Source organism: Saprospiraceae bacterium (genome assembly GCA_016716185.1).
GTDB lineage: Bacteria > Bacteroidota > Bacteroidia > Chitinophagales > Saprospiraceae > Vicinibacter.
In genome coordinates this window covers 401,743-423,527 of record JADJWV010000002.1, presented here as the reverse complement: position 1 = coordinate 423,527, position 21,785 = coordinate 401,743, and the positions used below count along the sequence as shown (strand labels likewise).

At 41.0% G+C, this 21,785-nt stretch carries 20 protein-coding genes; all 20 read left to right on the top strand.

Annotated elements, in window-relative coordinates; translation table 11 throughout:
- Positions 1-95 precede the first annotated feature (95 nt).
- Positions 96-1,652 carry an RNA polymerase factor sigma-54 gene (gene rpoN / locus IPM34_03560; protein ID MBK8954620.1) on the top strand — a complete coding sequence of 519 codons (1,557 nt, stop codon included), beginning with the start codon at positions 96-98 and terminating at the stop codon, positions 1,650-1,652.
- A gap of 434 nt (positions 1,653-2,086) precedes the next feature.
- A complete protein-coding gene (locus IPM34_03555) occupies positions 2,087-2,905 on the top strand; it encodes an inositol monophosphatase (GenBank protein ID MBK8954619.1) in 819 nt (272 codons plus the stop codon).
- 413 nt (positions 2,906-3,318) lie between these two features.
- Positions 3,319-4,557, top strand: a complete 1,239-nt coding sequence (locus tag IPM34_03550; GenBank protein MBK8954618.1) for an ABC transporter permease — start codon at positions 3,319-3,321, stop codon at positions 4,555-4,557.
- A 417-nt stretch (positions 4,558-4,974) separates the two neighbouring features.
- Positions 4,975-5,931: a helix-turn-helix transcriptional regulator gene (locus tag IPM34_03545; protein MBK8954617.1), complete on the top strand. Its 957-nt coding sequence runs from the start codon at positions 4,975-4,977 to the stop codon at positions 5,929-5,931.
- 41 nt (positions 5,932-5,972) lie between these two features.
- Positions 5,973-6,428, top strand: a complete 456-nt coding sequence (locus IPM34_03540) for a DUF1569 domain-containing protein (GenBank protein MBK8954616.1) — start codon at positions 5,973-5,975, stop codon at positions 6,426-6,428.
- A 277-nt stretch (positions 6,429-6,705) separates the two neighbouring features.
- Positions 6,706-7,719: a PAS domain-containing sensor histidine kinase gene (locus tag IPM34_03535; protein MBK8954615.1), complete on the top strand. Its 1,014-nt coding sequence runs from the start codon at positions 6,706-6,708 to the stop codon at positions 7,717-7,719.
- Complete coding sequence (locus tag IPM34_03530) at positions 7,712-8,389, top strand: response regulator transcription factor (protein ID MBK8954614.1); 678 nt, start codon at positions 7,712-7,714, stop codon at positions 8,387-8,389. Before IPM34_03535 ends, IPM34_03530 begins: the two co-directional genes overlap by 8 nt.
- Positions 8,390-8,643: 254 nt before the next feature.
- Positions 8,644-10,614 (top strand): KUP/HAK/KT family potassium transporter, encoded by a 1,971-nt coding sequence (locus tag IPM34_03525; protein ID MBK8954613.1) that lies wholly within the window; start codon positions 8,644-8,646, stop codon positions 10,612-10,614.
- Complete coding sequence (locus tag IPM34_03520; GenBank protein MBK8954612.1) at positions 10,614-10,910, top strand: hypothetical protein; 297 nt, start codon at positions 10,614-10,616, stop codon at positions 10,908-10,910. The genes IPM34_03525 and IPM34_03520 overlap by 1 nt, the downstream gene beginning before the upstream one ends.
- 3 nt (positions 10,911-10,913) lie before the next feature.
- Entirely contained in the window at positions 10,914-12,014 is a 1,101-nt protein-coding gene (locus IPM34_03515) for a porin (GenBank protein MBK8954611.1), read from the top strand.
- A 552-nt stretch (positions 12,015-12,566) separates the two neighbouring features.
- Positions 12,567-13,226, top strand: a complete 660-nt coding sequence (locus IPM34_03510) for an NAD(P)H-dependent oxidoreductase (GenBank protein MBK8954610.1) — start codon at positions 12,567-12,569, stop codon at positions 13,224-13,226.
- Positions 13,227-13,362: 136 nt separating this feature from the next.
- Entirely contained in the window at positions 13,363-13,677 is a 315-nt protein-coding gene (locus tag IPM34_03505; protein MBK8954609.1) for a winged helix-turn-helix transcriptional regulator, read from the top strand.
- A gap of 1 nt (position 13,678) precedes the next feature.
- Positions 13,679-14,176: an SRPBCC domain-containing protein gene (locus IPM34_03500; protein MBK8954608.1), complete on the top strand. Its 498-nt coding sequence runs from the start codon at positions 13,679-13,681 to the stop codon at positions 14,174-14,176.
- Positions 14,177-14,379: 203 nt separating this feature from the next.
- The gene (gene moaA / locus IPM34_03495; protein ID MBK8954607.1) at positions 14,380-15,363 is read left to right on the top strand and encodes a GTP 3',8-cyclase MoaA; all 984 of its coding nucleotides are present in this window, start codon (positions 14,380-14,382) and stop codon (positions 15,361-15,363) included.
- A 118-nt stretch (positions 15,364-15,481) separates the two neighbouring features.
- Positions 15,482-16,927: an SDR family oxidoreductase gene (locus IPM34_03490; GenBank protein MBK8954606.1), complete on the top strand. Its 1,446-nt coding sequence runs from the start codon at positions 15,482-15,484 to the stop codon at positions 16,925-16,927.
- A 3-nt stretch (positions 16,928-16,930) separates the two neighbouring features.
- Complete coding sequence (locus tag IPM34_03485) at positions 16,931-17,665, top strand: sulfite exporter TauE/SafE family protein (protein MBK8954605.1); 735 nt, start codon at positions 16,931-16,933, stop codon at positions 17,663-17,665.
- Positions 17,666-17,734: 69 nt separating this feature from the next.
- Complete coding sequence (locus IPM34_03480) at positions 17,735-18,664, top strand: bifunctional molybdenum cofactor biosynthesis protein MoaC/MoaB (protein MBK8954604.1); 930 nt, start codon at positions 17,735-17,737, stop codon at positions 18,662-18,664.
- Between the two features lie 293 nt (positions 18,665-18,957).
- Complete coding sequence (locus IPM34_03475; GenBank protein MBK8954603.1) at positions 18,958-19,314, top strand: hypothetical protein; 357 nt, start codon at positions 18,958-18,960, stop codon at positions 19,312-19,314.
- 18 nt (positions 19,315-19,332) lie between these two features.
- The gene (locus IPM34_03470) at positions 19,333-19,794 is read left to right on the top strand and encodes a DUF4440 domain-containing protein (GenBank protein MBK8954602.1); all 462 of its coding nucleotides are present in this window, start codon (positions 19,333-19,335) and stop codon (positions 19,792-19,794) included.
- A 238-nt stretch (positions 19,795-20,032) separates the two neighbouring features.
- The gene (locus IPM34_03465; protein MBK8954601.1) at positions 20,033-21,091 is read left to right on the top strand and encodes a proline iminopeptidase-family hydrolase; all 1,059 of its coding nucleotides are present in this window, start codon (positions 20,033-20,035) and stop codon (positions 21,089-21,091) included.
- Positions 21,092-21,785 lie beyond the last annotated feature (694 nt).

Below are 21,785 nucleotides of genomic sequence, written 5' to 3'. Positions count from 1 at the left end.
CGAAGATTCCGCCACCCTTCCCGAAGAGCGTCTGAGCGAAGGAAGTCTTGAAAATTCGAACTAATGGCATTTTCCCTTTGTTTTACAAGCAAGATATGATTAAACAGCAACTCAGTCAAAGCCTTCTACAGAAACTATCTCCGCAACAAATTCAGCTCATGAAATTGTTGCAAATTCCAACAGCTATCCTTGATCAACGCATTCAGGAAGAACTGGAATCAAACCCGGCCCTCGAAGAAGGCAACGAACGCGATGAGATTTCAGACAACAGCATTGACAACCAGGAACACGATAGTGCAGACGAATTTGAAATCGGCGAAACAGAAATTTATCAGCAGGAAAGCCAGGATGATCTCATCAACAGCGACAGCTTTGACGATTACCTCAACAATTACATGGACGATGATACCGCTTCCTATAAATATAAATCTGACGATTATGGAATGCCGGAAGAGGAATCCAAATCGGTACCCATAGCGGTTGAAAACACATTTCACGATCACTTGCGCAAACAAATCGGCCTGCTCAAACTTAAAAATGAGGATCATTATAAAATAGCGCTTCAGATCGTAGGTAGCATTGACGACGACGGCTATCTGCGCAGGGAACCGTCGGCTATCATTGATGACCTTTTGTTTTCGCAAAACCTGGTTTGTTCAGAAAAGGAGATCCTGAATATCCTGTTAAAAATCCAGGCATTTGATCCACCCGGTGTAGGTGCCCGTTCGCTACAGGAGTGTTTGCTTATTCAGATCCGGGCTAAAATGAAGCTCACCAGCAATCGTAGCCAGTTAAAGATTCTTCGTCTTACCGAATTTATACTCGAACGTCATTTTGACGAATTCACCAAAAAGCACTATACCAAACTCCAAAGAGTGCTTAATCTTACAGAGGCCCAATTGAAAGTGGCAATCGATGAAATTCTGAAACTCAATCCCAAGCCCTCCTCCGGTTATGTCGATCAACTCAATACGGGCTCAGTAGCCGGCCACATCATTGTGCCGGATTTTACCATTGTCAACCGCGATGGTGAACTGGAGCTTAGCTTGAATAGCCGGAATGCGCCCGATTTAAGGATCAATGATCAATATCTCGATATGTTGCGTCACTACAAAGACAATAAAAAAGCAGGGCTCAATTCAAAGAAAGAAAAAGAAGCAATTCTCTTCATTAAGCAAAAAATTGAAGGTGCAAAGTGGTTTATTGATGCGATCAAACAAAGACAGGATACATTATACAGAACGATGTATTCCATCATGCAATATCAGCAGGAATATTTTCTGACTGGTGACCAGAAAAAAATAAAACCCATGATCCTGAAAGACATTGCTGAAATTACCGACCTGGATATTTCAACAGTTTCCCGCGTAGCCAACAGCAAGTTTGTACAAACAGAATTTGGAACCAAACGCCTGAAGGATTTTTTCTCTGAATCCATGCAGAACGAAGAAGGCGATGAAGTTTCCACCCTTGAAGTTAAAAAAATATTATCCGATCTCGTCCAAAACGAAAGTAAAAACAAACCCCTCAGCGATGAGAAATTAAAATCCATGTTAAACAAAAGGGGTTACAATATCGCTCGCCGTACCATCGCCAAATACCGCGAACAGTTGAACATCCCGGTGGCGAGATTGAGGAAGGAGTTGGTTTGAGGATAGAGGGGGGAAGGAATGGAGGGTGGGAGGCTTTTGGACTTTTCGACCTTTCGACTTTTTGACTTTTTTTTTGACTTTTTGACTTTTAGGCTTTTAGGGAGGTAGGCTTTTAGGCTTGGAGGGAATGCAGTTTTTCGAAAAAGCATGAAGCTGGAAGCTTAAAGCTAAAGTTTTCCAAGTATGGATTTTAATTCAAGATAATAATCAATTCAAAATAAATTGTTTAATTTACATCCCTTAGCTTTAGGCTTTAGGCTTTAGGCTTTAGGCTTTAGGCTTTAGGCTTTAGGCTTTAGGCTTTAGGCTTTAGGCTTTAGGCTTTAGGCTTTAGGCTTTAGGCTTTAGGCTTTAGGCTTTAGGCTTTAGGCTTTAGGCTTTAGGCTTTAGGCTTTAGGCCTCCTGGTCTTTTAACCTTTTAGCTCCCATTTCAAATGCCACTAAACAACCTCGAAGTCATCTGCCACCGCGTCGCCGACGTTTCCCGAAAAGCCGGCCAATTCATCCGCGAAGAACTGGGAAAAGTAAAAGCAGATCAGATACTCGAAAAAGAAAAACACAGTCTGGTTTCCTATGTGGATATTGAAACGGAAAAGATGCTGGCTAAAGCATTGGATCCCCTCGTCCCCAATGCACAATTTCTGACGGAAGAAAATACACAAACGCAGATCTCATCATCGCATTACAGCTGGATTATCGATCCGCTGGATGGCACGACAAATTTTCTGAAAGGCATTCCCGTATTTTCGGTAAGCATTGCGCTGGCCCACGATTCTGAACCCGTATTAGGTGTCGTATACGACGTCATGCACGACGATTGTTTTTATGGCTGGAAGACTGGCGGAGCCTTTTTAAACGGTCAGCACATACGCGTCAGCGACGTAGAAAATCTGGAAGACTCTGTCATTGCGACGGGCTTTCCCTACAAACGCGGTTACATGCCCAATCTGGCCGCAGTACTCACCAATGTACTCCATCATTCACGCGGCATCCGCCGACTGGGATCGGCTGCCATAGATCTCGCCTACACTGCCGCCGGTCGTTTCGACGGCTACTACGAAACCCGCCTCAATCCCTGGGACATCGCCGCAGGCATCCTCTTAATCCAGGAGGCCCATGGAAAAGTCACCAATTTCCAGGGCGCCGAAAAAGGAATCTTAAATGCCCATCACGTGGTAGCATCCAATAGCAAAATTCACGCAGAGCTGATGGAGTGTATTGAGAAAGCGGAAGTTGGAGGAAGTTGGCAGTAAGAAGTTGGCAGTCAGTAGTAGGCAGTGGGCAGTAGGCAGTTGGCAGTAGGGGGAAGTTGGCAGTAAGAAGTTAGCAGTTGGCAGTTGTTAGTTGGCAGTTGTTAGTTGTTGGGACTAACATACGTTAGTTCGTTTAGGGAAGAGAATTCTATCAATGGAATCGAAATATATCTTTAGGCTTTTCGCTTCAAGCTTTTCCGTTGAATTAAATTCCCCCCACCCAACAAGCCTACAAGCCTAAAAGCCTAAAAGCCTAAAAGCCTACAGGCCTACAGGCCTACAGGACTCCAAGCCCCCTCCCTCCTCCCCTCCTTCTCTCATTAGCCTAAATATTCCCCCCATTGGTCGAAAACACACCCCATCCCGGGGAAATTCCCCCTTCATAGCCTGCTGCCCGGTTATATTTGCATTCAATGAAATACACCGAAATCCTGCGGCTGGCATTTGTGAACGTAAGAGCCAATTTATTGCGCTCCACATTGACCCTGGTGATCATAGCCTTGGGTATATTGGCCCTGGTCGGCATCCTGACATCCATAGACGGGATGATTTACAGCATGAGCAGCAATTTTTCGAATCTGGGTGCCAATAGTTTCAGCATCGACCGAAAGTCGGTTGAATTCCGACGGCACGGAGGTCGTGAGCAATACAAAGAAGCTGCCCCGTTGACCTATGACCAGGTCAGTAGCTTTAAGGAACGCATGCAAAATATTGCAAAAGTGGGTATTTCCTTTCGCTGCAGTTACAATAGCATCATCCAGTATGGAAATAAGAAAACCAATCCCAGTACGCGGATCAGAGGCATCGATGAAAATTACCTGGATATTGCCGGATACGAAATCGATCGGGGTCGAAATTTTTCAACCCACGAACTGGAATACGGCGTTCCAAAAGCCGTGATTGGATATGAACTGGTCAATCGCCTTTTTGACGAAGATCCGGATAAGGCTCTGCAAAAAGAAATTCTTATTGGTGGTAAAAAATACCAGATCGTTGGCACATTAAAATCGAAAGGTGCCAGCATGAACGAAGGAGCCGACCGGAGGGTATACATCCCTTTGAATAATGCAAAACTCGAATACGGAGTTGCCGACTCCAATTTCGATATTGAAGTCAATGTACCCAATGCAGTAGATATCGATAAAACCATAGACCATGCCATAGGTGTGTTGCGCGTTATACGCGAATTAAAAGCTTATGAAGAAAACGATTTTGAGATTTTTAAAAGCGATGGCATCGTTGAGTTTCTTCGGGAGAATACGGTCAAATTGCGTGCCGCTGCTGTAGCTATCGGAATGATGACTTTACTAGGCGCCTCCATAGGATTGATGAACATCATGCTCGTATCCGTAACCGAGCGCACCCGCGAGATCGGCATTGCAAAGGCTATTGGGGCCACAAAGAAAAATATAGTGCACTTGTTTCTCACGGAAGCCATACTGATTTGCCAGGCTGGTGGCATCCTGGGTATCTTATTGGGGATTCCGGTGGGTAACATCGTGACGCTTGCCATTGGTAGTGATTTCATCATCCCATGGGCATGGATCTTACTCGGATTGGTTGTTTGCATGTTTGTGGGCGTCATCAGCGGGCTCTATCCCGCACTTAAGGCTGCGAATCTGGACCCGGTAGAGAGTCTGAGGTACGAATAGTCTACTCAACATTCTACGTTTAAAGTAGTGTGGACTTCTAAAAAATTCTCAAACGAAGCGTGTGAATTTTTTAAACTCAGAGTTTACTGCTGTATCCCGCGTAGCGGGAGAGGAGTTTAAAAAATTTGCACAACGAAGAATCAGGGAGTTTTTTGAAGTGCCTTAATTTTTTTTAGTTTGTTTTTCAATCGTTGCATGTTCCTCTTAAGCACGAAATTCTTTCTTCTGGTGAACTTCGCTTATCAGGAACATTATAAACTTTCTAATCTTCTATAAAGTAAAGTGTGTTCCTTTTTGCAAAAAAATACCACGCTCTTTCGTATATATTTCTTCATTTTCGAAACCTCATTATGATATAATACAATTTCATTTTAATTTTGAGGACATGGCAAAATGATCGGATTGACAAAATAACTCATGGTTGAAATTCACTTAAATAGAGATCAGGATATTTGCAACCGGGATTTGCTTTTACAGCACAGACAACTCAAATTTCAAGATCACGCAAGCTTGACCTTTACGCGACATGTTTCAAAAACAAAATCCTGTCTGATCCATAGTTTTCAACCATCTGCAAGGCAAACCGCCCTTCATTTTATTTTGAATGGTCAGGTAAGCTTTAACCAAAATGGAAACACTCCGGCTGCACAAATTCAAGGAGATAAATGCCAGCTGATGCTTATTCAGCCTTATCAAACCACCCAATGCATTCAAGCTCAGCGGGACTTTATGATGGCTTCTTTTTACATCGACCTGGATTACTTTATTTCAGTTGTAAATGTGGCACTGGAAGCATTGCCTCAAAAATTTCAGACAGCTATTTATAAAAATGTCTGCAGCTGCAACAATTACAGTTGGATGCCTCAGGCTTATTACCTTGTTTCACAAATCTTAAGTTTTGAAAAACCACAATTTGATTCAAGAATCTTTCTTGAAAGCAAAATGCTCGAATTGATTTCCCTTCTTCTGGAAGGAGAAAAATGCGATTATTATTCAAATATTACGATTTCGGGATCTGATCTGGATAAAATCAGATATGCCCATGATATCCTAGTTTCAGACCTGGCTCATACCCCTTCCTTGAATGAACTTGCACGTCAGATAGGGACCAATGAATTCATTGTAAAAAAAGGATTCAGACAATGTTATGGGAAACCGGTTTATCAATACGTAATGCAAAAAAGAATGGAACTAGCTGTGCGATACCTCATGGACACCGATTTACCGATATCAGCAATTGCGTTGTGTGTTGGATACGAAGATCCTTCCGCATTTTCAAGAGCCTTTAAAAAGACTTTCCAATTTCAACCCAATATGGTTCGTTACCCAAAGGATTTGCAAAATAAATATTCCGTTTCTGCATATTCAGAATGATGCGGTTTGAAGAAATTTGCCTGATCTAAAGCAACAAGCACATGTACAATTTATTTAAATCAAATGACAAAGACGCGATCATCGGAAGGCTTTCCAAATTGTCTGAGATCCATTCTCCTCAATGGGGTAAAATGAACGCCCACCAAGTTGTTGTACACATGGCCGATCCCTTGCGAGCAGCATTGGGAGATCGTCCGGTTCCACTCAATCCATCTATCTTCAGCAAATGGCCGGTCAACAAATTGTTCTCACAATGGCTGCCATGGCCAAAAGGTGCTCCTACGGCACCCGAATTCATTCAGGGTTTGAAAGGAACCACGCCTGTTGAATTCGAAAAAGATAAGCAGGAATTGATACTTTTAATCCACAGGTTTTCTCAGCATCAAAATTCATCTCCACTTCCAATCCAACCTACTTTTGGAAATTTGAACAACAAGGAGTGGGCCCGATTGATGTGGAGGCATATCGATCATCATCTCAGACAATTTGGATTATAGAATATTGCCCGTAAGGCCCAGGCACACCTATTCCTTATGCTCCTTTGGAAAGTTATGAATACAGCACAATTATCTTAATGCATTCCAAAATAGTAACAGATAAGTTTGTTTATTCTAATCCTACTGACAGGTCCTGGAATTCTACAATAAGGAATCACAATTTTTTCAGATGAATTTCTATTCCTACCGAAACTTATCTTTGTAAGCAAATAATACAATTCTGACCATTCGAAAGTTAAGATATTCCTTTCAATTTGCCATCAGCCTGGGTCTGGTTATTGGGATTGCACTACTTTGTTATTTTGCATCAGGACTGATCGATTATCGCATTGTGGCTCTGGTGCTTTTGATGACGGTTACTCTCATTGCCATGTTATTTGACATGTTGCCGGTTCTGACTTCCGCAATTCTCAGCGCGGTGATCTGGAATTTTTTCTTCATTCCTCCCATCTTTACATTTCATATCGGCGAAACTGAAGATCTCTTGTTTTTTTTGCTCTATTTTCTTGTCGCTTGTGTGAATGCAGTACTTACTTTGAAAATCAGAGCAGCCGAAAAAAAAACAAGAGATAAAGAAGAAAAAGAAAAGGCCATAAAGCTCTACGATACCTTGTTGAATTCTTTATCACATGAATTGCGAACACCTATTGCAACCATCATTGGCGCCGTAGACACGCTGCAAGAAAACAAATCACAGCTGGAAGATGTACAACAAAACGAACTGCTCGCACAAATAGAACTAGCAGGACTAAGGCTGAACAGACAGGTCGAAAATTTGCTGTCGATGAGCAGGATTGAAAGTGGCATGCTCAGACTAAAATTGGATTGGTGCGACCTCAATGAATTGATATACATGGTTATCGATAAACTGATTGCAACGACCCGTCAACGGGTAATATTTGTGCCCAACGAAAAATTGCCATTTTTTAAATTGGATGTTTACCTGATCGAGCAGGTGCTCTCTAACCTACTGCTCAACGCACTATCCTACACCCCCGAAAATACAGAGATCCATGTGATAGCCGAATATCAATCCGGCGAATGCATCATCAGGGTAAAAGACCATGGAAAAGGATTTAAAGCAGATGAAATTCAGAATGTCTTCCAAAAATTCTACAGAACTCCACAATCCGGGGTTGGAGGAATCGGGTTGGGACTTTCGATAGTCAAAGGTTTTGTCGAAGCCCACCAAGGGCGAGTCGTGCTGGAAAATAATCAGGATTCTGGCGCTACTTTTACAATTTTCATTCCCACAGAAGTTTCTTATATCAATTCATTAAAATATGAATAGGCCGGAGATCTTGATCATCGAAGACGAACAAGCGATTAGAAAACTGCTGGAAATCAGTTTGGAAAGCAATGGATATAAAGTCATCCAGGCCAGTCATGCGAAGGAAGGACACATTCTAGCAGCCCATCATCCTCCTGAGTTGATTTTACTGGATCTTGGTCTGCCCGATCAAAACGGACACGAATTGCTAAAAGAGTTGCGCATGTGGTACCAAAAATCGATCATTATACTCTCCGTAAAAAACAGCGAGCAGGACATTGTGCAAGCTCTGGATAATGGCGCTACAGACTACCTTGTCAAGCCTTTCCGCACTGCTGAATTACTTGCACGAATACGATCGGCCATTCGAAGAAACCAATCATCTGATTCAAAGAATGTACTCGAATTTGGCGATCTCAGTATTGACTTTACAAGGAGAACAGTCAAAAAACATCATCAACACATCAAACTTACGACTACAGAATATCAGTTGTTGAGTCTTTTTGCAAAAAATGAAGGCCGGGTTTTGACACATCAATACTTGCTCAAAGAAATTTGGGGCCTGACTTTTCAGACAGAAACTCAGTACCTGCGCGTTTTTGTCGCCAGTCTAAGAAAAAAAATAGAGGACAACCCCAATCAACCCACTTATATCTTTACCGAAAGTGGTGTGGGTTACCGCTTTTGTTGAACCTGCGACAATTTAAATTTTATTCTTCTAAGGATTCCGGATCTTAAAAAATCAATGGTTAACAGATTTCATTCAGATGCATCCGGATGCATCTACTTAAGCTTTCATGCAACAATAAAACTGGTTGCAACTCTGGAGTTCGTCAAATAAAAAGAGTTAGCCATGCCCTTCTTTATATTTTCTTTATACATCATGCAGTATTCTTTATCAAATCTGTACATCCTTTATACAAACTTTGAATCTCATTTACAAACATGCAGAACACTCCATTGAGTATTAACGGCAAAGTCACCGCTTCATCTTTATTGATCGCTCTGGGAATCATCTATGGCGATATCGGAACCAGTCCGCTGTATGTTTTGAAAGCAATCTTAGGGGATCGGCCGGTAGAAGAAACTATTGTTTATGGCGGAATCTCTTGTGTTTTTTGGACCATCACCTTTCAGACAACTTTCAAATACATCTATCTTACTTTACAGGCAGACAACAATGGAGAAGGAGGAATCTTCTCCTTGTATGCGCTGGTGAAACGATTTGGCAAATATTTAATTTTTCCTACCATTTTAGGTGCTTCTACTTTGCTGGCTGATGGAATTATTACGCCTCCGATTTCGGTATCATCTGCAATTGAGGGCCTGCGCAATGTACCTGGGCTTGAATCATTACCCACCGTTCCTATTGTTATTGCCATCCTGACAGGGTTATTTTTCTTTCAGCGTTTTGGAACACAAAAAGTTGGTTATGCATTTGGTCCCGCCATGTTGGTCTGGTTTAGTATGCTGGCCGTGTTAGGCTTGAGTCAAATCTTGCGTCATCCTGAGATTCTGAAAGCGATCCATCCCGGTTATGCATTCCAATTTCTTACTGAATATCCCGGAGGGTTTGTGTTGTTGGGTGCTGTATTTTTGGCTACCACGGGCGCAGAAGCGTTGTATTCGGATTTAGGCCATTGCGGTCGACAGAACATTCGCATCAGCTGGATATTTGTCAAGACAAGTTTGCTGCTCAATTACATGGGACAAGCCGCGTGGATCATGGAATTGGGAGAAGGATCTGTGCTCAATGGACGGAATCCTTTTTATGAAATCATGCCCTCCTGGTTTTTATGGGTTGGGATTTTCATTGCCACTTCTGCAGCTATTATAGCCTCGCAGGCTTTGATCAGTGGAAGTTATACGCTCATTAATGAAGCCATGAACTTAAACTTTTGGCCACGCGTGGCTGTAAGACAACCCAGCAATATCAAAGGACAAATTTACATCCCAAGTGCCAATATTTTTCTATGGATAGGCTGTGTATTTATGGTTGTTTTTTTTCAGAACTCTTCAAATATGGAAGCGGCTTACGGCCTTGCCATCACCATTACGATGATGGTAACTACGTATTTACTTTCTTTTTTCCTGTTGTACAGATTGAGGTGGAATAAATTCGTGGTCCTTGCATTTCTCTTGTTGTTTTTCGGAATTGAAATTTCATTTTTCATCGCCAATATTCATAAATTTCCTGAGGGCGGTTACATTACACTTCTGATCTCTTCCATTTTTATATTTATCATGTTTGCGGTGTATTCAGGACGGAAAATCAGCAATCGGTTTATTAAATTTGTCGACCTTGGAAAATACACAGAGCAGTTCAAGGAATTAAGCCTGGATCTGGAAATTCCAAAGTTTTCAACACACCTGATATATCTTACCAAAGCCAACCACAGACACCAGATCGAAGAAAAAATTATTAAATCCATTTTTTCAAAAAAACCTAAACGCGCCGATGTTTATTGGTTTTTGCATATTCACCGGACGGGTGAACCTTATACGTTAAGTTATGATGTTTCAGAATTAGTAGACGACAAGGTGATCAAAGTAAATCTAAATGTAGGTTTCAGGATTCAACCCAGAACGGAACTGTATTTTAAGAACATTGTGAAAGACCTGATCGCAAATAAAGAACTCAATCTCCATATCCGTCCGGATGGTTCAACAAAATACAACGATGAACCCGATTTTAAATTTGTCGTGATTGAAAAATTTCTTTCCGTTGAAAATGAATTCAAATTAAAAGAAGGTATTCTGCTCAACACGTTTTTTCTTCTGAAAAAATTCAGCCTCAGTGATGAAAAAGCCTTTGGCCTTGAAAAGAGCGATGTGGTGATTGAGCACGTTCCTCTTTTATATCAGCCTTTAAATGGGATTGAACTGAAGAGAGAATCCATGATCCAAAAATTCTGATGACCTCACGCGAAGATTTGCAGCACGAGATTTACTTGTATTATTTACAACACACGGATTCGGAAGTTGAAATTCTGGATAAGTACGGCAGGATTATTACAGGTTATGTTTCTGGAATTTATACAAAACTCAGTGAAAATGAGCAAACCAACATCCTTAAATGGCATCTCGTGTCAGCGGAAGACAGATTGAATTTAGGGCTTTATCCGCTTGGCTTTCTGAGAGGTGAACTCGTTCGTCAGGAAGATATCATCAGTTTCACTTTCCGCGATCAAAATATCGTCTTTAATTTTTAAATCATGTCTTGTAAATTTTTCAGACCCAATGTAGCTTTTATATTCCTTGCCATATCAAAGCTAATTTATGGTCAGGATACCATCTACCAAATAGAACCTTCAAAGTTGGAACTCAGTTGCTATTTAGATTTTTATTATTCCTACGACTTTAGCAACCCGAAGACTCCTAAAAAGCAATTTTATTTTTATAATTACAATCGCCATGCATCTATGCAACTTAATCTGGGTTTGCTCAAATTTTATACACTGCAGGATCGATACAGAATAAATATAAGCATTCAGGCAGGTACCTATGCCGAAGACAATTATACAGCTGAACCCTTATTGTTCAGGCATATCTACGAAGCCTACCTGGGGTTGGCATTATCCTCTAAAAAAACGGTTTGGCTGGATGCAGGGATTTTTAATTCCCACATAGGTTTTGAAAGTGCTATTTCATTCGATAATTGGACACTGACCAGGTCATTGCTTGCTGAGAATTCGCCTTATTATCTTACAGGTTTAAAAATTAACTATGATTTAAATAGGAGATTTCAATTTGCCGCTTTAGTATGCAATGGCTGGCAACGCATAAAACAAATTGAAGGTAATTCCTTACCCTCACTTGGAACTCAATTCAAATTTACATCCAGATCCGGATGGATTGTTCATTGGAGTCAATTTCTGGGAACAGATGATCCGGACAGTACGCGAAGAATGAGATACTTCCATAATTTTTATATGCTAACAAAAGTTCATGAAAACTTAAGTTTGATATGTGGCCTGGATTTAGGTTTCCAACAAGACAGGAAGGGGTCCTCAAGCTACCAAAACTGGCTTGGAACAGCGCTCCTTCTAAAATACCAGGCAAACGGAGATCCCTGGTCGGTTTCCATAAGAGCAGAATACTTCCAGGATCACAATCATGTCATCCTTACCGATCCACAAAGTAAAATAAATATAACAGGGATTTCAGCTAATTTCGACTACATACCATTGGATAATATCTTAGCCCGCGTTGAATTGCGGAAGTTGAGCAATCCCATTCCCATCTTCCAATCCAATAGCGGCCTCCGCAAAGATAATATTTCACTTACTGTTTCAATTGCGGCCAAATTTCCATAGCCCTTCAACAGTAATTTGGGTAACCAACATTTCCCATGACTGTCAATCATAACCACTTCAAATCTTTAGGATAAAAAATATAAACCATAAATCGCTACTACCCAAAATTATTACAGGTACAAACTGAAATGGTTAAAATTCAAAAAACTGCAATCCTAATAAATCTACAATTGATACGGTAGGAGTGGTTTCATCTTTCATTTACAGGATCAAGCATCGATAATGCAATAAAGTAAATCCAAAAATAAAATAGAATCTATGAAGAGATAATCAGTGTCACGAGAACGATAAAAATTGAAGAAACACAATCAGAAAAAATAATGCAAACGAAATGAACCGGATACAAAATACCTGGAGACCCTTAACAAAAGAGCCAAAGAAAGATCCCCTTCGGTTCTTAATGACCGCCAGTAAATTATTGGAAGCCTCAATAAAAATGATGACCTTTAAGGCTGCTATATGGGTACCACACGAAAAAAGAAAACAAATCGCAAATAGATTTTCAAAAGAAGAACATTATGTGAGGCTTGTTGTTTTTTAAAAAATACTTTTATGAATGCCATATCCGCTCAACCAGATGCAAGTTTGAAAATTTTGGTTTTCTCCGCATCCCAAAGAAAAAGTTCTCTCAATACGCAATTGGCTAAATTTGCAGCAGAATTGCTTAAACAACACCAATGTATCGTAGAGTTTGCAGACATCGGCGATTTTGAAGTTCCGGGATATAATCAGGATCGAGAATTGGATTCGGAATCCCTGCGCGGAGCGGAAGAATTCCGCAAACGATTGCTTGCAAATGATGGTATGGTCATCGCCTCGCCGGAATATAATGGATCAATGCCCGGTATATTTAAAAATCTGATTGATTGGGTTTCCCGCTTCCGTCCGCAACCCTTTAACGAAAGACATGCACTCCTGATCTCAGCATCCCCATCTATGGTCGGTGGCAACCGAGGATTGTGGGCGCTGCGGATGCCCCTGGAACATTTGGGTACAAATGTATACCCCAACATGTTCTCGCTGGCCATGGCACATCAGGCTCTGACTCCCGAAGGCAAGATCGCAGATGAAAAACTGGCCAGGAGATTTGAAGAAAACCTGCTGGGCTGGATCCGCCTGGTGGAGGCGTCCAAACATTACCCCTGCATGAAAAAAGCCTGGTTCGAATTTCTGGGAGAAAAAACAGATGCCCTGACCGACCGCGTTGAATAGCCAGATATTCCCGAAGGAAGACTGTTTCATTTCATACCTCCATAATTTCCAAAAGAATAATTAACAAACTATTGTGCAACCGAATTGTTGCATTTATATTTGCAACTAATTAGTTTCATATGAATACCAGGTACAGATGAAAAGAGACGTGTTCCAGGCCCTTGCAGACCCCACGCGTCGCGCCATCTTGTTGTTGATAGCCAGCCAACCCATGACGCCCAATGCCTTGAGCGAACATTTCGATTCGTCGCGGCAGGCCGTTTCCAAACATCTTCAGATTCTCGTAGAAAGCCGTCTGCTTAAGCAAGAAAAACTAGGCCGGGAAATTTATTACCACCTCGATCCGAAAAAAATTCAGGAAGTCGACCGGTGGCTTGCACAATTTAAAAAAATGCTGGAGAAGCGCTTCCATCAATTGGACCGCGTCCTCCATCAAACAAAAAATAAGTAATATGAATAAACAGTTATGGATGCATTTTGAACTGGATTCAGACAATTCTATCATCCGGATCGAACGCGAATTTGAAGCAGCCTTAAATCAGGTTTGGGCTGCTTGGACAGAAAGTGAATTGCTCGACCAGTGGTGGGCACCTCTGCCGTGGAAAACTGAAACCAAATCCATGGAATTTAAAGTAGGCGGAACCTGGCTTTATGCAATGGTTGGACCAGAAAATGAAAAACATTGGTGTAAGGCAGATTATAAAAATATTCTCCCACACCAATCTTTCAGTTATCTCGATGCATTTTGCGACGATGCAGGAAACAGCAATACAGAATTTCCCAGAATGCTATGGGAGCTTCACTTTGAAAGCCGGCAATTGAATACTCTCGTGAAAATCCGCATTAAGTTTGATTCCAGGCAGGACTTAGAAAAAATCATCGAACTCGGATTCAAAGAAGGATTTACTATGGCTTTGTCCAATCTCGACCGCATTTTTGACTTGAGTTGAATTTGTCGGGATTCATCCATTTCAGCGACACGTGACGCCCAAGTTTACGGATAATCATTTTTTTTGCAAAAATGTAGCTTGGCATTTCTGAGCCATAGACTTGTATTGGATTTGAAGAAACCTGATCTTGGATTCAACCCCTCTGCTTTCAGAAAATTGATAGAAGACGATGGAAATTGAATAAATTTGAGTTTTGATTCAGGATGCTCACGGACAAATTTGACCGGATTCACGATTATCTTCGGATTTCACTTACAGACCACTGCAATCTGCGGTGCAATTACTGCTATCCGGATACTTCAGATGAATTTCATCAGCCTGGCATTCCCAAAATGAATGCCTATGAAATAACAGGTATCGCAGAGATTTTTGTAAAAGCCGGTGTAAAAAAAATACGGCTTACAGGAGGGGAGCCCCTTGTAAGAAAAGATGCAGCTGAAATAATCAAGCGTTTGTCCGTTTTTCCTGTTGAATTGGCAATCACAACCAATGGGGTATTTGTACATGAATTTGCTGAACTATTTATTAAAACAGGTTTACGTTCTATTAACGTGAGTCTGGATTCACTACAAAGAGAAACTTTTTTTTCCATCACTGGTCGCGACGTGTTCAATCAAGTAATCTCGAATATTGAATTGCTTTTAGACAAAGGCTTTCACGTGAAAGTAAATGTGGTCATTAAAAAAAATGTAAATGATCGTGAAATCCTGGATTTTATTGCATGGACTAAAGACAGACATTTACATATAAGGTTTATAGAGTTTATGCCTTTCGACGGAAATCATTGGAAGCAAGAGGAAGTGTATACCCATCAAAATATTCTGGAATCTATTCAATCAACTTACGAATTTCACCGGATACCCACGCATAAAAATGATACTGCAAAACCTTATTACATTTCCGGACACACCGGCACTTTTTCAGTAATCAGCACCATGAGTGAACCTTTTTGCGGAGGTTGCAATCGCATGAGGTTGACGTCGGATGGAAAAATGAAAAATTGTCTTTTTTCCACTCATGAGACCGATTTGCTTGGTCCCTACCGCTTGGGAGAGGACATCCTGCCCCTGATTCAAAATTGTTTGCGCGATAAAAAAGAAAAACTGGGTGGCCAACTCAACACCATTGATCAAAAAATTGAACCGTCTAGTCTGAGCAACAGGAGTATGCTTAAAATCGGTGGTTAAGTTTATGGTCGAAACTCTAATCCGCTCAACCAGCGATATCCGACGGAAAGCTCAATATTGAAGTTTATGATTTTTGGAGCTACATTTGAATAAAAATACCGAACAGGCGAATATTAAAATGAAAATACTGCTCACCGGTGCCAACGGATATATTGGTATGAGGCTTTTGCCTGTGTTAGTCGAAGCCGGACACGACGTGACCTGTGTGGTCCGGGATGCAAAAAGATTCAAACCCTCACCCGACCTCTTGTCCAAAATTCAGATCATTGAATTTGATTTTCTGAAACCGGAGAATGCCGTGACATCCTTCAAAGGAAAAGTCTTCGACGCCGCTTATTACCTGATCCATTCTCTGGGCGATACAAAAACCACTTTAAAAGAATACGAAATCCGCTCTGCCGGATGTTTTGTTTTGGTTGCGCATTTGACACAGGTCAAACAAATCATCTACCTCGGAGGCATCAGCAACGACAACAGTCTGTCCAAACACTTGTTAGCCCGCAAAAGCGTCAAAGAAGTCCTGGTGCAGTCTGCCATACCCTACACCATACTCGAAGCGGGCATTATCGTTGGCTCCGGAAGTATTTCCTTTGAAATCATCAGGGACCTCACAGAAAAACTCCCTGTAATGATTGCGCCCAACTGGTTACATTCCAAATGCCAGCCCATTGCCATCAGAAATGTCATCAACTACCTGAATGCCTGTCTGCTTCATCCCGGTATGATGAACCGGACTTTTGAAATCGGCGGTCCGGATGTATTGAGTTACAAACAGATGTTATTAGAATATGCTGAAGTGAGAAACTATAAAAGATTAATCCTCACCTGGCCCTTTATTTCTCCATCGATTTCGGCACATTGGTTAAACCTCATTACCTCTGCAAATTTTATCATTGCAAGGCAATTGGCCGAAAGCATGAAAAACGACGTGGTGTGTAAAGAATTCAGCATACAGGAAGTGATCCCGCAAGAACTCATCAGTTATAAAGAGGCCATAAAAATGGCCTTTATGCGCATCGAACAAAACATGGTCGTCTCCAGTTGGAAAGATGCCGCTTCGAGCAGCCTGTCCCATCTCGATGTACAACAGCATGTAGAAGTTCCGGTCAACGGATGTTATAAAGACCGCAAATGGATCGAGATCGAAAAAGATAAAATTGAAGAAGTAGCCCAGCGTTTTTTTGGAATTGGCGGCAATCAGGGTTGGTACTATGCAGATGGCTTATGGCGCATCCGCGGAGTCATCGATAAACTGATGGGAGGTGTCGGATTAGGCAGGGGACGTCGAAGTGATGTTGATCTTCAACCCGGTGATGCCTTGGATTTTTGGAGAGTCTTACTCGCCGATCATAAAAACAAACGACTGTTATTGTATGCAGAAATGAAATTACCCGGAGAAGCATGGCTGGAATTTTCCATAATACAAAACGATAACAGATGTCTGCTCAAACAAACAGCCACCTTCAGGCCTGAAGGCATCCTCGGAAGAAATTATTGGTATCTCATGCTACCCTTCCATTACTTTATTTTCAACAACATGATTCGACGCATCGCAGGTAAATAAAAAATGATTCCCGAAATTCTCTTATACCTCTCTATTTTAACGGTGGCCTATCTGTACGCATCCGTCGGACACGGAGGTGCATCCGGATACCTTGCGGTCATGGGACTTTTTGCCGTTTCTACAGCCACCATGCGGCCAACAGCTTTATTGATGAATTGCCTGGTATCCCTGATCGCGTTTATACAATTTTATCGTTCCGGTTATTTCAATTTCAAATTATTTATGCTGTTTGCCCTTACTTCCGTTCCTGCCGCCTTCCTGGGAGGAACGATCGAATTGGATGAACAGGTGTATAAAAAAATACTGGCGATCGTTTTATTCTTTTCCGTATATCATCTGCTTAAACCAGCCCCGAAAGAAAGTGGTGTTGCTATTCAAGCCGCACAACCGCTCTTGGCGGGTCTGTTGGGAGCTTTCATCGGCTTACTTTCCGGACTGATAGGAATTGGAGGTGGTATACTCTTAAGCCCGCTTCTCATTTTACTCCGTTGGGCTAGCATAAAACAGACAGCAGCCGTTTCCGCTATTTTTATTTTCGTCAATTCTTTGGCAGGCTTAGCCGGTATGGGTTTTGCAAAAATGAGTGTACACCCCTCTGTTTGGTATTTTCTTGCTTTTGCAATTATTGGTGGTTTTCTGGGAGCGCACCGGGGTGCATTCCAATACAAGGAGTTGTTATTGAAAAGAATTCTGGCCGGGGTTCTGTGCATTGCCGCACTCAAACTATTGTTCGTCTGAAGTACTAAAGTTTTTCCGACCTTCGTCTTTAATTTATTAGCATTTACACCTCCGGAAATTTGACATCGCATGGTAGATATCACTGCAAAAAATAACACACATCGCATAGCCATTGCACAGGCTGTCGTAAAAGTAGGTTCCTCAGAAACACTGGATGCCATACAACAAAAAAATGTACCCAAAGGAGATGTCCTCGAAGCCGCACGGGTAGCCGGATTGTTTGGCATAAAGAAAACTTCGGACCTCATTCCCGATTGCCATCCTATACCCATAGAATATGCTCACTTTAAATTCACCCTGGAAGGATTGAACATTTTTATCGAAGTGGAAGTGCAAACCATTTACAAAACCGGCGTAGAAGTAGAAGCTATGCATGGTGCATCCATTGCCGCGCTCACCATGTACGATATGCTCAAGCCTATAGACAAAAATGTTGAAATCTGCAATATCCGATTACTCGAGAAACAAGGAGGAAAATCCGATTACAGGGATAAGCTTCAAACGGATTTCAAAGCAGCTGTCATCGTTTGTTCGGATTCCGTTTCTTCCGGAAAAAAAGAAGATACAGCCGGAAAAACCATCGTCGCTGCATTGCAAAAATACGAGGCTAAGGTGGGTAATTATTTGATTATTCCAGACGAAATCCCGCTTATTCAAAAGACTGTAAGGGATTGTTGTGATAGTGGCCATCATTTAATCCTCATCACAGGAGGCACCGGATTATCCAAACGCGATCACACACCGGAAGCCATACGACCCATACTGGAAAGAGAAATCCCCGGCATAGCCGAAACCATGCGCAATTACGGTCAACAGCGCATGCCCTATGCGATGTTATCGAGAAGCGTTGCCGGAATGATTGGCGAACATTTAATTCTTGCATTGCCGGGTTCAACCCGGGGTGCGGCAGAATCTATGGCGGCTATATTTCCGGCGGTCTTTCATCTATTCAGATTGAGGGATGGATTTCGACACGAGAACGAAAAGACTGGGAGTTGAAAGCTGAAAGCTGGAAGCTGAAAGCTGGAAGATGGAAGATGGAAGATGAAAGATGGAAGATGGAAGATGGAAGATGGAAACAAACTCGACTTTTCGACCTTTCGTCCCGATAAAATAAGGTTAACTATTTCTTTTCTGAAGTATTATACAATTTTATCGGGATTTCGACTTCCAGATAAAATAGCCATGATGATTTATTTTATAAAAAAGTTATATAATTTTATCGGGACGACCTTTCGACTTTTCGAATCTGCAAATATTTGTAAATTCGGTCGTTAATTAAAACCTCAAAAATGAAATTCGAACAAAAGCATCAGGATGTTGCAGCCTTCTCCAATTTCCTGACCCGGCTTGGAATTTATAGCCTCTTTGCATTTGGATTGATCGTAGTATCGCTGACTATAGGAACAATTGGATACCGGTTTCTTGGCGAACTCGATTGGGTGGATAGTTTTTACATGGCCTGCATGATCCTCACCGGAATGGGACCCGTAATCGAAATGCAGTCAAATTCAGCTAAATTATTTTCATCCTTTTATGCCTTATACAGTGGTATTGCATTCTTAAGTATTACTGCCGTTTTTCTTGCACCGATCATCCACAGAATGTTGCACATTCTTCACGTCGATAAAACAGAAGATACAGAATAATCATAAATAAATTGAACCATGTTTAAGTCAAAACTATCGAATAATAGAAATTACATAAGTATCGCGTTATATGGATTACTGACAGTTGCCTGCAAACCGAATGTCAATAAAGATAAAGTTATCGCAGAAATCATGCAGGTTGAAAAAGAGTTTCAGCAGATGACTGTTGAAAAAAGTATAACGGAAGCATTTTATTACTTTGCTGATGACGATGCCGTTATCAAAAGAGAGCATGACACGCTGATTTCAGGCAAATCAAACATTCGCAAATATTATGAATCTAAAAAAATTGAAGGTGCCAGCGTTGAGTGGGCACCTGATTTTGTAGATGTTTCAAAATGTGGTCATATGGCTTATACCTACGGATCCTATCTTTGGAAAGTAAAAGACTCTAATGATTCGACACGCGAATACAAGGGAATTTTTCACACCATATGGAAAAAACAACCGGATCATTCCTGGAAGTATGTTTGGGATTAACAATTGCGAATTAATCAATTTTAGGATCAAAATTTCATTCAATGATCAGGATTGTTGCTAAACGCCTGTGGCCGATTCGAAATCCTGAATAATTAACAGGTTCAACCGCCTCTAAAAACTTACAACTCATACATCCTATGAAAAATGGCAGATCAAATTATTTCGCCATCATTTCCAGTTCGTCTCTTTTTCGTATATTTATTAGATAATTTGTTAGTTGAAATTTACCAGGTATTATATGAAAACTAGAATTCTGCTTTTTCCAATCGTGGTTATAATCGCTTTATTTAATCCCAGTTGTGCGAAGAAAAATTATGTGCACTCTGGTAAACAAGCCAACACCTATTTTGCGAAACACGATCCTGGCGTTCAAACCGGAGGAATTCAAATCGTCAAAATCAATACTGCACTGGGTGCCTTTAATGTCTGGACCAAGCGGGTTGGAAATAATCCTGCCATAAAAGTACTTTTATTGCATGGAGGACCGGGAGCCACGCATGAATATTTCGAGTGCGTGGAGAATTTTTTTCCAGCAGAAAATATTGAATTCATCTATTACGATCAATTAGGTTCTGCTTATTCGGACCAGCCAAAAGATACTGCGCTTTGGAATATCGATCGTTTTGTCGATGAATTAGAGCAGGTCCGGCAGGCACTGGGATTGGATCATTCAAATTTTTATCTATTGGGGCATTCCTGGGGTGGTTGGTTGGCACAACAGTATGCATTAAAATACGACCAGCATCTCAAAGGCCTGATCATTTCAAATGCAATGAGTAGCTCGCCTGCCTATGGCAATTATGCCAAAGAAGTTTTAGGTCCTCAAATGGACCCCTTGGTTCTTAGAGAAGTCCGGGAGATTGAAGCACGGGGTGATTTTGAAAATCCAAGATACATGGAATTGCTGATGCCCCATTTTTATAACAAATTTATATGCAGATTGCCCCTGGATTCCTGGCCAGATCCGATACTCCGCGCATTTAAAAATCTTAATCATCAGATCTACGTGATGATGCAAGGTCCAAGCGAATTCGGAATGTCGGGAAATCTGGAAAAATGGGATATTGGAAATCAATTGAAAAATATCAGTACACCAACCCTGGTCATCGCTGGAAAATACGATACGATGGATCCGGCACATTTAAAATGGATGTCTGAACAGGTCCAAAATGGAAGCTATTTGTATTGTGAGCATGGCAGTCACATGAGTTTATACGATGATCAGCAGACTTATATGAATGGACTGATCAAATTCATAAAAGCTGTTGCTCGCGGAGAGAAGAAAAATATTCACTAACAGACTGCAGTTTTCATGGTAATTTAAATTAAGCCAAATATGAATTCCATTGGCAATGTTCCTTTGTTATCATTGGAACGCATATTAGATCCTGGTGCAGTAGAAATTAATATTTACTGAATACAGTTCTTTCCACCAACTGCAGTTTTAAAGCATCGTATGCTTATAAATGCGGGATTACATGTGGTATGAGAAATGAATAAAATTTGTAGTCTGATTAATTGCATTTGAATTGTGCCTGGATTAAAAAACAAGTCCTGCGCAATAGAAATTGGAGATAATAAAAATTTGCAAACAATATTCTGAGCCATAGAATGAACATAACATTGCCCAAAGAATCTTCCTGTGATGCCTGATAAATAAGGGTTAGCGGCACTTTCCTGGTGCGCATTAAGGATCCATTTAAATACCGTTATTACTTCAAAATGAACGCCAAAAATAAACGACAAATTGATGTGTAATTTTTATAAAATGAAATGCAATTATTCAGTATTTTTAACAATACTAACGTTTGTTAGTTTTAAACTAACATATGTTTGTTATATAATGATATTTTTTAAATTAAATATTAAAATAATATGAACATATGTTAGTTATATGTTAAAAAAATTTAATTTGAATAAATGATCCCGGAATATCCTGGAAATAAAATGGAATTCCAGAAATGTGCTAAGCACATCGCGGAGGTAAAATC

Bases quoted from the DNA above. Each gene is read 5' to 3' on its own strand.
- IPM34_03470 (MBK8954602.1), top strand. From the start codon at position 19,333: ATGTTTAAGTCAAAACTATCGAATAATAGAAATTACATAAGTATCGCG.
- IPM34_03465 (MBK8954601.1), top strand. From the start codon at position 20,033: ATGAAAACTAGAATTCTGCTTTTTCCAATCGTGGTTATAATCGCTTTA.
- moaA (MBK8954607.1), top strand. From the start codon at position 14,380: ATGCTCACGGACAAATTTGACCGGATTCACGATTATCTTCGGATTTCA.
- IPM34_03500 (MBK8954608.1), top strand. From the start codon at position 13,679: ATGAATAAACAGTTATGGATGCATTTTGAACTGGATTCAGACAATTCT.
- IPM34_03520 (MBK8954612.1), top strand. From the start codon at position 10,614: ATGACCTCACGCGAAGATTTGCAGCACGAGATTTACTTGTATTATTTA.
- IPM34_03515 (MBK8954611.1), top strand. From the start codon at position 10,914: ATGTCTTGTAAATTTTTCAGACCCAATGTAGCTTTTATATTCCTTGCC.
- IPM34_03540 (MBK8954616.1), top strand. From the start codon at position 5,973: ATGTACAATTTATTTAAATCAAATGACAAAGACGCGATCATCGGAAGG.
- IPM34_03475 (MBK8954603.1), top strand. From the start codon at position 18,958: ATGAAATTCGAACAAAAGCATCAGGATGTTGCAGCCTTCTCCAATTTC.
- IPM34_03545 (MBK8954617.1), top strand. From the start codon at position 4,975: ATGGTTGAAATTCACTTAAATAGAGATCAGGATATTTGCAACCGGGAT.
- IPM34_03555 (MBK8954619.1), top strand. From the start codon at position 2,087: ATGCCACTAAACAACCTCGAAGTCATCTGCCACCGCGTCGCCGACGTT.
- IPM34_03530 (MBK8954614.1), top strand. From the start codon at position 7,712: ATGAATAGGCCGGAGATCTTGATCATCGAAGACGAACAAGCGATTAGA.
- IPM34_03485 (MBK8954605.1), top strand. From the start codon at position 16,931: ATGATTCCCGAAATTCTCTTATACCTCTCTATTTTAACGGTGGCCTAT.
- IPM34_03490 (MBK8954606.1), top strand. From the start codon at position 15,482: ATGAAAATACTGCTCACCGGTGCCAACGGATATATTGGTATGAGGCTT.
- rpoN (MBK8954620.1), top strand. From the start codon at position 96: ATGATTAAACAGCAACTCAGTCAAAGCCTTCTACAGAAACTATCTCCG.
- IPM34_03525 (MBK8954613.1), top strand. From the start codon at position 8,644: ATGCAGAACACTCCATTGAGTATTAACGGCAAAGTCACCGCTTCATCT.
- IPM34_03505 (MBK8954609.1), top strand. From the start codon at position 13,363: ATGAAAAGAGACGTGTTCCAGGCCCTTGCAGACCCCACGCGTCGCGCC.
- IPM34_03480 (MBK8954604.1), top strand. From the start codon at position 17,735: ATGGTAGATATCACTGCAAAAAATAACACACATCGCATAGCCATTGCA.
- IPM34_03550 (MBK8954618.1), top strand. From the start codon at position 3,319: ATGAAATACACCGAAATCCTGCGGCTGGCATTTGTGAACGTAAGAGCC.
- IPM34_03510 (MBK8954610.1), top strand. From the start codon at position 12,567: ATGAATGCCATATCCGCTCAACCAGATGCAAGTTTGAAAATTTTGGTT.